Here is a 14,017-nt window from a genome sequence, read left to right as displayed (position 1 = left end):
CCGAAAGGCAATCCTGCAGACACCGGACAGACCCGTCGCAGGCCAGGAGCTGATCAGATGTCGCCGTCCACCGCACGCCGTTTCGCCGCCGAACCCACCGTGACCTACGACCGCCCCGAACCGCTGTTCGTGCGGTGGTCGCAGACCGATCCGGGATCGGACGAGCACGCCGCGCTGCGCGACCGGATCATCGAGGTCTGCCTGCCGCTGGCGGAGAACATCGCCCGCCGGTTCACCGGTCGTGGCGAGACCTTCGAGGACCTGCTGCAGACCGCGCGTGTAGGGCTGGTGGTCGCGATCGACCGCTATGACGTCACCCAGGGCTCGCCGTTCCTCGGTTTCGCGGTCCCGACCGTGATGGGTGAGGTGCGCCGGCACTTCCGTGACCGCACCTGGGCCCTGCACGTGCCGCGCCGCGACAAGGAACTGCACGCCCAGATCCGGCCCGCCACCGAGAAGCTCACCCGCGAACTCGACCGCTCCCCCACCGCCTACGAGCTGGCCGATGAGCTCGGCGTGGAACTCACCGACATCACGCGGGCCATGACCGCGGCCGAGGCCCACCACACTCGAAGCCTCGATGTCCGCGTCGAGGACGCCGAGGGCGGTCCGGGACAGAGCATCGCCGACACCGTCGGCGCCGAGGACCCGTCGTTCGAGCTGGCCGAGCGCTCGCTCAGCGTCGCCCCGCTGCTGCGGACCCTGTCCGAGGACGACAAGCAGTTGCTGGCGTGGCGGTACTACGACTCACTCACCCAGGCCGACATCGCCGAGCACCTCGGGGTGTCGCAGATGAGCGTCTCGCGCAAGCTCACCCGGCTCCTTGCTCGACTGCGCGCGCATGCCGCCGACACCGGCGATCACCGGGTGGCCTGACTCCCCTCGCGAGGGATCAGCATGTCGACGACGGTGCCGGTGGCCGAGGGCTGCACGGCGAACTCGCTGCTCAGCGCGCGCATCATGGCCATCCCACGCCCACGCGTGGGGTCGGCGGCCGGGTCGGGTGTCACCCATCGGCCCCGGTCGGCCACCACGACGCGGATGTGCGAGCCGGTGAGCGCGGCGGACAGCTCGACGGTGTCGCCGTCACCGTCGTGGCCGTCGCCATCGCAACCTTCCTTTCGTTCGACCTGGAACGGGTCGCGCCCGCACCACTCTCACGCCTCGGCAGTACCCACCCGGCCGTCGTCCACACAGCGCCCACTCATGCGCGAGCGGGTTTACGACCCGACCGGCTAGGGTAGGTTGCCTAGGCGAGAATCGCTCGCGGAGTTCGCCGGACCGGCGCAGCTGAAGGCAGAGGTACAGAATGTCGAACCGTGACCAGGGAGTCCTCCGGTGACCGTGGAAGACAGGTTCAGCGACCTCGATGTCCAGGTGCGGGCGCAGGACGGATTCGAGATCCTCACGGTGCGTGGTGAAGTGGACATGGCCTCGGCTCCCCAGTTGCAGGCGGCGCTCGAGAAGGCTCGTGAGGGCGGCAGGACCCTCGTGGTCGACATGACCCAGGTCGGTTTCCTCGGCTCGGCCGGGCTCAGTGCCCTACTGATCGTGTCCAAGGGCGCGCCCGACCAGCTGCGTGTGGTGGCCTCGCGCGAGGTGGCCCGGCCGATCGAACTGACCGGGCTCGACAAGTTGCTTGCCGTCTACGACACCCTCGACGCGGCGATCGCCGCCGAGGCGCGCAGCTCCTCGAACTAGCTCGGTGGGCGCGACGCCCGCACTCGTGGCAGGCGCACGACCTGCACGAAGAACTCGTCGATCTGTCGGATCGCGGCGATGAACTGGTCGAGGTCCACCGGTTTGGTGACGTAGGCGTTCGCGTGCAGCTTGTAGCTGCGCAGGATGTCCTCCTCGGCCGCGGAGGTGGTGAGCACGACCACGGGAATGTGCGTCAGCTCCGGGTCGGCCTTGATCTTCTCCAGCACCTGTCTGCCGTCGTACTTCGGCAGATTCAGATCCAGCAGGATCAGGTCCGGGCGCGGGGCCTCGACGTGGGCACCGGTGCGGTAGAGGAAGTCCAGCGCTTCCTGCCCGTCGCGCACCACGTGCAGCGTGTTGCCGATCTTGTTGTCCTCGAAAGCTTCCCGGGTCATCAGCTCGTCGCCGGGATCGTCCTCGACGAGCAGGATGTCGATCGGCTGGCCTGGGTCGGTCATGCGGTGGTCTCCTTCTGGGCGGGGGTGGGCGGCGCGGACGCGTCGGCCCGCAGCGTGAAGCACAGGCGGGTGCCGTGCTGGTGGTCGGTGTCGATCCAGATCCGACCACCGTGGAACTCCACGATCTTCTTGCAGACGGCGAGGCCGATTCCGGTGCCGCCGTAGGCATCCCGGGGGTGCAGACGCTGGAAGATCACGAAGACCTTCTCCGCGAACTCGGTTGCGACGCCGATGCCGTTGTCCGACACCGAGAACTGCCACTCCTCGTCCTCGGCGCCGGGAGCGCAGGAGACGCGGACGACCGGTGCCAGATCGGGAGCGCGGAATTTGATCGCGTTGCCGATCAGGTTCTGCCACAGCATGATCAGCAGGGTCGGTTCGCCGACCAGCCGCGGCAACGATGCCGGCCGTTCGATCCTGGCCCCGGATTCCTCGATGCTCGCCGACAGGGCCGACAGGGCGTCGTCGAGGGTCCGATCGAGCTCGACGGGTTCGGTGCCCTCCGACACCCGGCCGACCCGGGAGAAGGTGAGCAGGTCGTTGATGAGGATCTGCATGCGTTTGGCGCCGTCGACCGCGAAATCGATGTACTGCTTGGCGCGATCGTCGAGCTGGTCGCCGTAGCGTTTGTCGAGCAGCTGACAGAACGAGGCCACCTTGCGCAGCGGCTCCTGCAGGTCGTGGGAGGCGACGTAGGCGAACTGCTCCAGCTCGGCATTGGAGCGGCGCAGTTCCTCGGCCTGCTGCTGCGACAGGCCCTCCTGGATCCGCGAGGACTCGAGTTCGGTGACGATCTGGTGGCGCATGTTCTCCACCGCCTCGCACACCAGGGCGATGTCGGAGGGCCCGACCGCGTCGATGCGGGAGCCGAATTCGCCCGCGGCCACGCGCCGGGACGACTCGGTGAGATACCGCAACGGCGCGACCACCAGCCGCCGCATCAGCACGGTGAGCAGTACCCCGATCAGCAGGAAGGCGGCGAGGATGCCCGACAGCACGACCGTGCGCGTGGTACGCATCGACGCCAGGTCGACGGTGTCCCTGTCGACCGCGGCGGTGAGATCGTCGTGCTGCGCCGCGAGGCGGTCCCGCAGTTCGTCGAAGAGTGCCTTCCCGGCCACCGCGACCGTCGCGTCGGCGCCGCTGCCCGCGTCGGCGGGCGAGGAGGTGGCGACGGGTTCGGCGTAGTCGAGACGCCACCGCTGGGCGGCCTGTTCGACCGCGGTGAGGTCGGCGAGCAGCTCCGGGTGCCCGGCGAACAGCTCGCGCAGGCGAGCCGCGGCCACCGCCTGCTCGTGCCTGCCCTCGGTGTAGGGCTCGAGGAACTGCGGGTCACCGGTGCCGGCGTAGCCGCGGATCCCGGTTTCCTGGTTCACCAGCGCGTTCTCCAGGCGAGCGGCCTCGGTGGCCGCGGGCCGGGTCTGCGTGAGCAGGCGGTCGGTGACCCGGTTGGTGTGCGCGATGACCTGCGCGCCCGCCGCGGCACCCACGATGACCGCCAGGATCATCAGCGCGAACACCAGCTGGAACCAGCCCTGCGCGGTCATCCGGCCCGCCAGCCGCGGCGAACCGCCGAATCCCCTCGTCATGGCCGCTGCCCTCCCGTATCACGCCACCGCACGTACAGCACGGCCACATCGTCGTCCAATCCACCTGCCGCCGAGGACAAGTCCGCCACGCGCGCGATCACCGCGTCGACGAAGACCTCCGGTGGCCCGGCCCGCAGGCTGCGTGCCAGCTCGAGCAGACCCGCTTCGCCGAGCCGTTCACTGCCGCGGCCGACGTGTCCCTCGAACAGGCCGTCGGTGAACAGCATCAGCCCGGAGTCCGCCGCCAGCGGCACCGCGTGCGCGGGCCACCGCGCGTGGCCGGGCACGAAGCCGAGGGCAGGCCCGCCAGGGACCTCGATCCAGTCCACCGCTTCGGGACCGTGGCGCACCATGCCGGGGTGTCCGGCGCGCCGGACCAGCACCTGGTCGGTCGCCGGGTCCAGCAGCAGGCTGGTGGCGGTGGCGAAGGTCTGTTCGTCGGCGCGTTCGGCGAGCAAGACCTCCTCGAGCAGATCCAGCTGCCGGGCGCCGGTGACGCCGCTGAGGACCAGGGTGCGCCAGGCCAACCGCAACGCGACCCCGGTCGCGGCGGCATCGGGCCCGTGGCCGGAGACATCGCCGATGATGGCGTGCACCAGGCCGTTCGGGTCCTGCACCACGTCGTAGAAGTCGCCGCCGAGCAACGAGTGGTCGCGACCCGGCCGATACCGCGAGACCACGTCGACCACGCGGTCGACGCCCAGCAGCGGCGTCGGCAGCAATCCCCGCTCGAGGCGGGCGTTCTCCTGGGCCCGCATCTGGCTGGCCTGTAGCGCGGCACTGGTGCGTTCGGCCTGCTTGCGCTGGATCGCGTAACGCACCGCGCGCCCGAACAACTCCGGCTCCACCCGGCCCTTCACCAGGTAGTCCTGCGCTCCCGACGCCAGTGCGGCGAGCCCGGTGTGTTCCTGGTCGAGGCCGGTCATCACCACGATCGCGACCCGGTCGTTGTCCGCGCGGATCCGAGCCAGCGCTTCCAGCCCGGTGGCATCGGGAAGGTGCAGGTCCAGCAGCACGCAGTCGGGAACGTCGGTGCGCAGGAGATGGCCCGCCTCGGCGAGCGTGCGCACCCAGACCAGTCGCGGGCGCGGGGTGAGGTCGACGACCATCTCCTCGACCAGAACGGCGTCGCCGGGATCGTCCTCGACCAGCAAGATGTGGGGTCGACCTCGCTCGTGCGCAGAGACCTCGTCGTCGAGCGGATCGGCGTTCAACGCGTCACCACGCGCCACGACCACGACCGGCCTGACGGTTCCGCGGCCGGCTCCGGTCGCCCGGCTGCCACCTCGACCCTTCCCAGACGGACAGCACGAATCCCACGGGGTGCACGAATGCCTCCGATCACAAGCGCCCACAGCGCGACACTGACTCCGTCGGCCGGTTGCTGGACCGAGTGGTGCGAGAATGTTATCCGATCTTCGACCACTCACCACGCCATCGGCGCGCGTCTCGGCCCCGGCCACCGATCGCCACCGAGATCACCTGTCCCGCTTGGGTATTCGATTGCCGACGACGACGGTGTCAGAGGGAACCCAGTCTCATGGCGACCGGCCAGGCGATCGGGCGGGTTGTCGAGGGATCGCCCCACACGGCGGCGAGGTCGGCGGCGAAAGCGCGCAGGATCTCGGAGTTGCCCGCGTCGTCGACACGGCGGACCGCGGACCAGGTCGAGAGATAGCCGAGGAACTCGTCGAGGGTCCACTGTTTCGTGAGGCGCATCGGCGGCGCGGGATGCTCGTCGAACGGGAACTCGATGTCGGCGTAGCCGGTGTCGACGAGTCGGCGTTCCGGTGGCCAGTACGGGCCGATCTCGTCGTGGTAGAAGCGGTGGAAACGTTCGGCCAGGTCGGGTTCGAGCTCGACCACGCCATAGCTGACCAGAGCCAGCACCGCCCGGTCGACGGCGATCCGGCGGACCTCGGCGTAGAAGGCGGCCCGGTCGAACCAGTGGGCCGCCTGCGCCGCGGTGATCAGCGACGCGCGCTGCTCGCCGACCGGCAGGTTCTCGGCCGGCGCCCGCAGGTAGCTCACCCGATCGCCGGGCTGGGCGTGCTCGAGCTGAGAAGCACTCGGGTCGATCCCGATCGTCTGGTCGAAGAACGGGGCGAGGCGGGTGGTGAGCTGTCCGTTCCCGCAGCCCACATCGACCGCGAGATCCGCGGACGGCGCCAGCGAGGCCAGGAACTCGGCGAGCGGATCCGGATACTCGGGCCGGTACTGCGCGTAGGCCCGACCACCCCGCTCGAACCAGTTCACCACCGGCTCTCGCGTGGACGGTTGCGTGGTCTCCTGCTGCCGATCAAGGGGCTCCTGCACAAGCCACGGTATCGCGACACCGATCGACCCGGCCACCGCGCGAAGTCCGTCCATCACGTGACGTCCGGTCCTCACCACCGGTGCGGCTAACGTGTGAAGTGCGGCCGGGGATGCTCGGTTGACCGTCATCCCCGGGATGACGGCCCGTGCCGGGTGACCGGTTGCGGTCCGGCCGCGGAGTCAACGACGACGAGAAGGAGCCAACCGGTGGCCGTCCTGGACGCGAAGCTGAGCGACATCTACGACGAAGTGCTGCGGCGCAACCCGGGGGAAATCGAGTTCCACCAGGCCGTCCGCGAGGTGCTCGACAGCCTGGCGCCCGTTGTCGTCAAGCATCCGCACTATGCCGACGCGGCCGTGATCCGCCGGTTGTGTGAGCCCGAGCGGCAGATCATCTTCCGGGTGCCGTGGGTCGACGATTCCGGCGCCGTGCAGATCAATCGTGGCTTCCGGGTGGAGTTCAATTCCGCGCTCGGCCCGTACAAGGGCGGACTGCGCTTCCATCCTTCGGTGTACCTGGGCATCGTGAAATTCCTGGGGTTCGAGCAGATCTTCAAGAACGCGCTCACCGGACTACCCATCGGCGGCGGTAAGGGCGGTTCGGATTTCGATCCGAAGGGTCGTTCCGAGGGTGAGGTGATGCGGTTCTGTCAGGCGTTCATGACCGAGCTGTACCGCCATCTCGGCGAACACACCGACGTCCCGGCCGGTGACACCGGCGTGGGTGGCCGGGAGATCGGTTATCTGTTCGGTCAGTACAAGCGCATCACCAACCGCTACGAGTCCGGTGTGCTCACCGGCAAGGGCCTGACCTGGGGCGGTTCGCAGGTACGCCGGGAGGCCACCGGATACGGCGTGGTCTATTTCGTCAACGAGATCCTGGGTGCGTCGGGTCGTTCCCTGGACGGCCAGCGGGTGGTGGTGTCGGGCTCGGGCAATGTCGCGATCTACGCGATCGAGAAGGTCCAGGAGCTCGGTGGCACTGTGGTGGCGTGCTCGGATTCGAGCGGTTACGTCCTCGACGAGCAGGGCATCGACCTCGACGTGCTCAAGGAGATCAAGGAAGTCCGGCGTGGGCGGATCGCCGACTACGCCGAGAACCGTGCGGGTACCGCGCGATTCGTCTCGGGCGGTTCGCTGTGGGAGGTGCCCTGCGATATCGCGCTGCCGTGCGCGACGCAGAACGAACTCGACGGTGCCGCCGCGGGCAAACTCGTCGCCAACGGCTGCCACATCGTCGCCGAGGGCGCCAACATGCCGTGCACGCCGGACGCGGTGCGGGTGTTCGGCGAGGCCGGGGTGATCTTCGCACCGGGTAAGGCGGCCAACGCGGGCGGCGTGGCGACCAGCGCGCTGGAGATGCAGCAGAACGCCTCCCGCGACTCGTGGAGCTTCGAGCACACCGAGGAGCGGCTGGCCGAGATCATGCGCGGCATCCACGACCGCTGCCTGGCCACCGCCGACGAATACGGCGTACCGGGCAACTATGTGGCGGGCGCCAACATCGGCGGCTTCATCCAGGTCGCGGACGCGATGCTGGCCCTCGGCGTCATCTGAGCGGTTCGCCGCCCGTATCGACCGGCGGTTCAGCGTGATCCGGAACGGGGTCGTTGGTCCCGGGGATACGGGCACCTCGACTCTGCTCCGGCGGGCGGTTCGCGCGCGAGGCTGACTGTATGACCACGACACCCGCACCTCGAATCGCTGTCCTGTACGCCACCGCGCACGGCTCGACCCGCGACATCGCCGAGTTCGTCTGGGAAGACCTGGTCGCGCGCGGCGCCCGCGGCGAGCTCTACGACATCGACCACGCACCCGACCTCACCGGCATCGACGCCGTCGTGCTCGGCAGCGCCATCCACGACATGGCACTGTTGCCCGAGGCCGCCGCCTACATCCGGCACAATGCGCGCACGCTGGACGACAAGGACGTCTGGCTGTTCAGCGTCGGGCTCGGACCGGCGCTGCGCGGTCCGGTCGGGCGCTGGGTCGGACGACGGGCGCCTCGCAAGATCGCGGCGGTCCGCGATCTCCTGCGGCCCCGCGGCTACGCCGCCTTCGCCGGTTGCTACGAACGCGAAGGCGTCTCGTGGCGGGCCAGGACGATGTATCGAATACTCGGCGGCGCCCGCTACGGCGATCTGCGGGACTGGCAGGCCGTGCGCGAATGGTCGAGCGGGATCGCCGACGCACTCGCCCTCCCCCATGCCCCGGCCCACACGATCCATCCCTGACCGGGACTGTGATCCGGGCGCGCTTCCCGCGCGCGGCGGGCACGAGGAGGATCGAGGCGTGCACGGCGAACGAAGGTCCGCGGCTGCGCGAGCGAGGCGCCGCCCGTGGTGATGCGACTGGAGCACCTGCCGGTACCGGCGGGCAGGACCGCGAACGGTTTCGGCGCGGTGGTCTTCGACATGGACGGGGTGGTCACCGACACCGCCTCCGTGCACGCCGCGGCCTGGAAGCGCCTGTTCGACGACGTACTGCCGCGGCTGGCCGACGGGGAGGTCGCCGGGTTCGACATCGACGCGGACTATCGGCGCCATGTCGACGGGCGCAGTCGTGACGACGGCATCCGGTGCTTTCTGGCAGCCCGCGCCATCACCGTCCCCGACGGCTCGGCGCAGGACGGCCCCGACGCGCTGACGGTGGCCGGGATGGCCGCCCGCAAGCAGGACCTCTTCGCCGCCGAACTCGCCCGATCCGGCGTGCGCGTGTTTCCCGACGCCGCCGCGCTGCTGCACCGGCTCCGCGCCACACGGGTGCCCACGGCGCTGGTCACCGCCAGCGCCAACTGTGCCGCGGTGCTCGACGCGGCCGGTCTGGCCGAGGCGTTCACCGTGCGCGTCGACGGGACCGACGCGCTGCGCGATGCCCTGCCCGGCAAGCCCGATCCGGCGATGTTTCTCGAAGCCGCGCGCAGGCTGCGGGTCGCGCCGATCGACGCCGTGGTGCTCGAGGACGCCACCGCCGGCGTGCAGGCGGCCGTCGAGGGCAGGTTCGGTCTCGTCATCGGGGTCGACCGCGTGGGGTCGGCCGCGCTACTCGCGCAGGTGGGCGCCGACATCGTCGTCACCGATCTGGCCGATCTGGCCCTGGTCTCCGCGAACGCGGACCCGATTCCCGCGGCCGCGCCACGCTGGGGCGGCGGCGCGGTCCGCGCGAGTTCCGGCGGCTGGAATCTGATCTACGACGACTTCGACCCGGCGCAGGAAGGGACGCGCGAAGCGCTGTGCACCACCGGCAACGGCTACTGGGCCAGCCGTGGCGCGGCCGCGGGATCGGTGGCCGACGAGGTGCACTACCCCGGCACCTACCTGGCCGGGATCTACAACCGGGTCGTCTCGACGGTGGGTGCGCGCGTCATCGAGACCGAACACCTCGTCAACGCCCCGGACTGGACCTTCGTCGCGCTCCGGCACGCCGACGGAACGGTTCTTCGTCCCGGTGGACCGGACATGGTCGGCCACCATCAGAACCTGAACGTGCGCGCGGGCATCCTCACCTGCATCGACCGGTACGCCGACGGCGCGGGCAGGCAGACGACGGTGACCACCCGGCGATTCCATTCGATGGCCGACCCCTACGTCGCGGTGCTGGAACTATCCGTCCAGGCCCAGAACTGGACCGGTGAGCTGGTCGTCGAGTCGACGGTCGAGGGCGCGGTGGGCAATCGCAACGTCGCCGCGGACGCGGCGTTGAACCCCCACCACGTCGACGCGGGCACCCATCGAAGCCTCGACGACGAGACGATCCTGTACGAGGCGCGGACGACCCAGTCGGGTCTGACGATCGCCACGGCCACGCGCACCCGGATCGACGGGACGCTGCTCGACCGCCGTGTCCTCGACGAACCCGCCAGGGCGGGTGTGGTGGCGACCGTCCGGATCGGCACCGCCGATCCCGTCCTCGTCGAGAAGGTGGCCGTGGTCAGCACCGCACGCGACCGCGGCATCAGCACTCCAGGGCTGGCCGCGGCGGACCGGATCGCCCGGGCCCCGCGCGCATCCGCGCTCCGCGATGCGCACGTGACCGCCTGGGCGCAGCTGTGGGACCGGTTCGCCATTCGCCTGAGCGAAGGCCACGACAGCAGCCTCGCGCTCAACCTGCACGTCTTCCATGTCTTGCAGGCGGTGCACATCTCGGCGACCGATGTCGATGTCGGCGTCCCTCCGCGGGGCCTGCACGGCGAGGGGTATCGCGGGCACATCTTCTGGGACGAACTGTTCGTCCATCCGATGCTGACCCTGCGGCAACCCGAGCTGACCAGGGCACTGCTGCAGTACCGCTACGAACGGCTGGCCCGGGCCCGTGACGCGGCCCGCGCCGCCGGGCTCGACGGTGCCCTGTTCCCCTGGCAGAGCGGCAGCGACGGCCGCGAGGAGACCCCCGCGGAGCTGTTCAACGTCCGCAACGGCCGGTGGATGCCGGATCATTCGCACCGGCAACGCCATGTCGGCCTGGCCGTCGCCTACAGCATCTGGCAGTACTACCAGACCACCGGCGACGAACGATTCCTCGTCGACACCGGCGCCGAGATCATGGTCGAGGTGGCCCGCGCGTTCGCCGCGATGGCGGTGTACGACCCGGCCGACGACCGGTTCGACATCGACGGCGTCATGGGCCCCGACGAATACCACGACGGCGGTCCGGACTCGCCGGGACGCGGGCTGCGCAACAACGCCTACACCAATGTGCTCGCCGCGTGGACGTTGACGCGTGCTCGCGATGTGGTGCGCCTGCTGCACGGCCGCGACTGCGCGTCGCTGTGGCATCGACTGCAACTACGCGCCGACGAACCGCTGCACTGGGATCGCGTCGGCAGGCGCCTGCGGGTGCCGTTCCATCGCGACGGCGTCATCAGCCAGTTCGAGGGCTACGAGGAGCTCGCCGAATTCGACTGGGCCGCCTACCGGGCCCGCTACGGCAACATCGAACGGCTCGACCTGATCCTGCACGCCGAAGGCGACACCACCAACCGCTACAAACTCTCCAAGCAAGCCGATGTGCTGATGCTGTTCTATCTCTTCTCCGCCGAGGAGCTGCGCCACGTCCTCGAGCGGCTCGGCTACTCGCTCGCCCCCGAGATCGTGCCGCGCACGGTCGAGTACTACCTGGCCAGGACCAGCCACGGCTCGACGCTGAGCCGCCTCGCGCACGCCTGGGTGCTGGCCCGCACCGACCGCGCCGCCTCGTGGTCGCTGTTCGCCCGCGCGCTCGAGGCCGATCTGGCCGACACCCAGGGCGGCACGACCCGCGAGGGCGTGCACCTCGGCGCGATGGCGGGCACCGCCGACATGGTCCTGCGCTGCTACTGCGGCATCGAGACCCGCCACGACGTGCTCCGCCTGCACCCGGTGCTGCCCGCCGAACTGCCCGAGGTGGAGTTCACCGTCTCCTATCGCGGGCAACCGGTGACGGTGTCGGTCACCCACACGCGCGTGCGGCTGCGTCTGCACCCGAGCGCCGCCGAACCCATCCGGGTCGATGTCGAGGGCATCGAGCGTGTGCTCGCCGCGGGACAGATCTGGGAGGTCCCGCTCGCGGGCGGCGCCCGGCGGGCCCGCTAGCGCGGTGGGAACTCTCGGGACCAATGCCAGCGCACAGCCAGGACCTTCGACCGTATCGGCGGCAGGCGGCACGGACGACGCTGGAACTGGAAACGATGCCGAGCACCGACGGGAAGGTTCGATCATGGCTGATCTTCATGGACGCAGCGTCGTCGTCACCGGGGGTGCGCGCGGGATCGGCGCGGCCGTGGCACGCACCCTGGTCAAGGAGGGCGCCGGGGTCGTCATCGCGGACCTGCTCGCGCGGGAGGGCCGCGAGACCGCGGAAGCCCTCGGACCCCAGGCGGTGTTCCGGCACCTCGACGTCACCGACGAGCACGAGTGGCGCCGGGTGCTCGACGACGCCGAGGCGGTCTTCGGCCCGCTGGCGGTGCTGGTGAACAATGCCGGCATCGTCGATTTCGGTGGTGTCGAGTCCGAGTCGCCCGCGCAGTTCCGCCACGTGCTGAACGTGAATCTCGTCGGCGCCTGGCTCGGGATGCACCTGGCCGCGCCGCGACTGCGGGCGGCGGGTGACGGTGTCATCGTCAATGTCTCCTCGACCGCCGGGCTGATCGGCTACTCCGGGATCTCCGGCTACGTCGCGAGCAAGTGGGGGCTGCGCGGCTTGACCAAGGCGGCCGCGCTCGAACTCGGCGCGGCGGGCGTGCGAGTCTGCTCGGTGCACCCGGGACCGATCCGCACTCCGATGACGGCGGACATGGACCCCGGCATCGCTGCCGGACAACCGCTTCCCCGGTTCGGTGAGCCCGAGGAAGTGGCCGCGATGGTCGGGTTCGTCGTCACCGAGGCGACCTTCTCCACCGGTTCGGAATTCGTCCTCGACGGCGGCGCGACGGCAGGCGCCGCGCTGGTGGTGCCGTCGTGAACGCGTCGATCGGGGTCGGCCAGGCGCAGGTGCGCGAGACCCACACGGGCGTGGTCTTCCTCTACGGCGATCGCGCCTACAAGGTGAAGAAGGCACTGCGCACCGACTTCCTCGACTTCAGCACATCGCGGCTGCGCGACCGCGCCTGCGCGCGCGAACTGGCGCTCAATGCGCGACTGTCGCCGGATGTGTACATCGGGGTGGGTCACCTCGACGATCCCGGTGGCGGGCCCGCCGAACCGGTGCTGATCATGCGCCGGATGCCCGCCGATCGACGCCTGTCCGCCCTGCTCGCCCGGCCCACGCGGACCTCGGCCACCCTCGCCGAGCTCATCCACCTGCTGGTGCGCTTCCACAACGACGCCGAGCGCGGGCCCGAGATCGACAGCGCGGGCACGGTTTCCGCTGTCCGCGCCCGCTGGCGTTCGCTCCTCGACCCGCTGCGCGCCGGTGTCCGCGACCCCGCCGACGCCGAGGTGCTCGCGCGGATCGATCGGGCGGCGATGCGCTATCTCGACGGCCGGGCCCCGCTGCTGGAGAGCAGGATCGCCGAGGGGCGCATCGTCGACGGCCACGGTGACCTGCTGGCCGAGGACATCTTCGAGCTCCCGGACGGCTTCCGGGTGCTGGACTGCCTGGACTTCGACGATCGGCTGCGCTACGTCGACCGGGTCGACGACATCGCCTTTCTCGCCATGGATGTCGAGTTCCTCGGGCACCCCGAGCTGGCCACCGGATTCCTCGACGAGTACCTCCACGAAACCGGCGATCCCGCCCCGCCGTCACTGCGCGACCACTACATCGCCTACCGGGCGACCGTGCGCGCGAAGGTCGACCTGATCCGCGCCGAGCAGGGCGATCCCGCCGCGGCCGACCAGCTGCGCGCGCACCTGCGGCTCGCCGACCACCATCTGGCCCACGGCGCGGTCCGTCTCGCCCTGGTCGGCGGGCTGCCCGGCACCGGCAAATCGACCCTGGCCAGGGAACTCTCGGCGCGCACCGGAGCGGTCGTGCTCTCGAGCGACCGGGTCCGCAAGGAAATCGCGCGGGTCACGACGGTGGGCGGTGAGGTCGGCCGGTTCGGCGCGGGACGCTACTCCGCCGCGAATCGGTCCAGGGTCTACGACGAGCTCCGGTGGCGGGCACGGGTCCTGCTCGCCGAGGGTGTCTCGGTGATCCTCGACGCGAGCTGGACAGATCCCGAACAGCGCCGGCGGGCGGCGGCGCTGGCCGAGGAGGCCCGCGCCGATCTCGTCGCCCTGCGCTGCGCGTGCCCCACCGAGCTCGCCCACCAGCGGATCCGCGCACGCCACGCCCACGAATCCGATGCCACCACCGACATCGCCGACGCGATGGCCGCCACCGCTGCGAGATGGCCCGATGCCGTCACCATAGACACCGAGGGCGCACTGACCGATTCCGTCACCGCGGCCTGTCGTGGCTGGCACGCGACGCCCGAGAGGCGCGCCGAATCCGTCGAACGACCAGCGTGATCCGCACACCCGACCAGGAGGG

Annotated in this window: 11 protein-coding genes and 1 pseudogene; 7 read left to right on the top strand and 5 right to left on the bottom strand. The window is 70.2% G+C overall.

Annotated elements, in window-relative coordinates; all coding sequences use genetic code 11:
* Positions 1-57: 57 nt before the first annotated feature.
* Positions 58-876, top strand: coding sequence for a SigB/SigF/SigG family RNA polymerase sigma factor (locus tag ACFVVM_RS03150; RefSeq protein WP_387612455.1), 819 nt, complete (start codon positions 58-60; stop codon positions 874-876).
* Here the strand turns inward: ACFVVM_RS03150 and ACFVVM_RS03145 are convergent.
* A pseudogene (locus tag ACFVVM_RS03145) lies at positions 861-1,082 on the bottom strand (ATP-binding protein); the annotation flags it as partial. The gene ACFVVM_RS03150 and the pseudogene ACFVVM_RS03145 sit on opposite strands and share 16 nt — an antisense overlap.
* Positions 1,083-1,338: 256 nt before the next feature.
* Between ACFVVM_RS03145 and ACFVVM_RS03140 the strand changes: the two are divergent.
* Positions 1,339-1,701: an STAS domain-containing protein gene (locus ACFVVM_RS03140; RefSeq protein WP_387612453.1), complete on the top strand. Its 363-nt coding sequence runs from the start codon at positions 1,339-1,341 to the stop codon at positions 1,699-1,701.
* On the opposite strand, the gene ACFVVM_RS03135 is transcribed toward ACFVVM_RS03140, so the two are convergent.
* The 4 genes from ACFVVM_RS03135 to ACFVVM_RS03120 all read right to left on the bottom strand — a co-directional run bounded on the left by ACFVVM_RS03135 (position 1,698) and on the right by ACFVVM_RS03120 (position 6,118).
* Positions 1,698-2,159: a response regulator gene (locus ACFVVM_RS03135; protein ID WP_387612451.1), complete on the bottom strand. Its 462-nt coding sequence runs from the start codon at positions 2,157-2,159 to the stop codon at positions 1,698-1,700. The genes ACFVVM_RS03140 and ACFVVM_RS03135 overlap by 4 nt on opposite strands.
* Positions 2,156-3,748, bottom strand: a complete 1,593-nt coding sequence (locus ACFVVM_RS03130) for a CHASE3 domain-containing protein (RefSeq protein ID WP_387612450.1) — start codon at positions 3,746-3,748, stop codon at positions 2,156-2,158. The genes ACFVVM_RS03135 and ACFVVM_RS03130 overlap by 4 nt, the downstream gene beginning before the upstream one ends.
* Positions 3,745-4,962 (bottom strand): PP2C family protein-serine/threonine phosphatase, encoded by a 1,218-nt coding sequence (locus tag ACFVVM_RS03125; RefSeq protein ID WP_387612448.1) that lies wholly within the window; start codon positions 4,960-4,962, stop codon positions 3,745-3,747. Before ACFVVM_RS03125 ends, ACFVVM_RS03130 begins: the two co-directional genes overlap by 4 nt.
* A gap of 307 nt (positions 4,963-5,269) precedes the next feature.
* A complete protein-coding gene (locus ACFVVM_RS03120) occupies positions 5,270-6,118 on the bottom strand; it encodes a class I SAM-dependent methyltransferase (protein ID WP_387612446.1) in 849 nt (282 codons plus the stop codon).
* Positions 6,119-6,271: 153 nt separating this feature from the next.
* Between ACFVVM_RS03120 and gdhA the strand changes: the two genes are divergently transcribed.
* From gdhA to ACFVVM_RS03095, 5 genes are all read left to right on the top strand, one after another.
* Complete coding sequence (gene gdhA, locus ACFVVM_RS03115; protein WP_387612445.1) at positions 6,272-7,621, top strand: NADP-specific glutamate dehydrogenase; 1,350 nt, start codon at positions 6,272-6,274, stop codon at positions 7,619-7,621.
* 119 nt (positions 7,622-7,740) lie between these two features.
* Positions 7,741-8,298: a flavodoxin domain-containing protein gene (locus ACFVVM_RS03110; RefSeq protein WP_387612443.1), complete on the top strand. Its 558-nt coding sequence runs from the start codon at positions 7,741-7,743 to the stop codon at positions 8,296-8,298.
* 111 nt (positions 8,299-8,409) lie between these two features.
* Positions 8,410-11,634: a beta-phosphoglucomutase family hydrolase gene (locus tag ACFVVM_RS03105; protein WP_387616731.1), complete on the top strand. Its 3,225-nt coding sequence runs from the start codon at positions 8,410-8,412 to the stop codon at positions 11,632-11,634.
* 124 nt (positions 11,635-11,758) lie between these two features.
* The gene (locus tag ACFVVM_RS03100; RefSeq protein WP_387612442.1) at positions 11,759-12,502 is read left to right on the top strand and encodes an SDR family NAD(P)-dependent oxidoreductase; all 744 of its coding nucleotides are present in this window, start codon (positions 11,759-11,761) and stop codon (positions 12,500-12,502) included.
* Entirely contained in the window at positions 12,499-13,995 is a 1,497-nt protein-coding gene (locus ACFVVM_RS03095) for an AAA family ATPase (RefSeq protein ID WP_387612440.1), read from the top strand. Before ACFVVM_RS03100 ends, ACFVVM_RS03095 begins: the two co-directional genes overlap by 4 nt.
* Positions 13,996-14,017: the final 22 nt, after the last annotated feature.

The organism is Nocardia sp. NPDC058176, assembly GCF_042883805.1.
Lineage (GTDB): Bacteria > Actinomycetota > Actinomycetes > Mycobacteriales > Mycobacteriaceae > Nocardia.
Note: the sequence above shows the minus strand (reverse complement) of the source record. Positions and strands in the feature narration are given on the sequence as shown.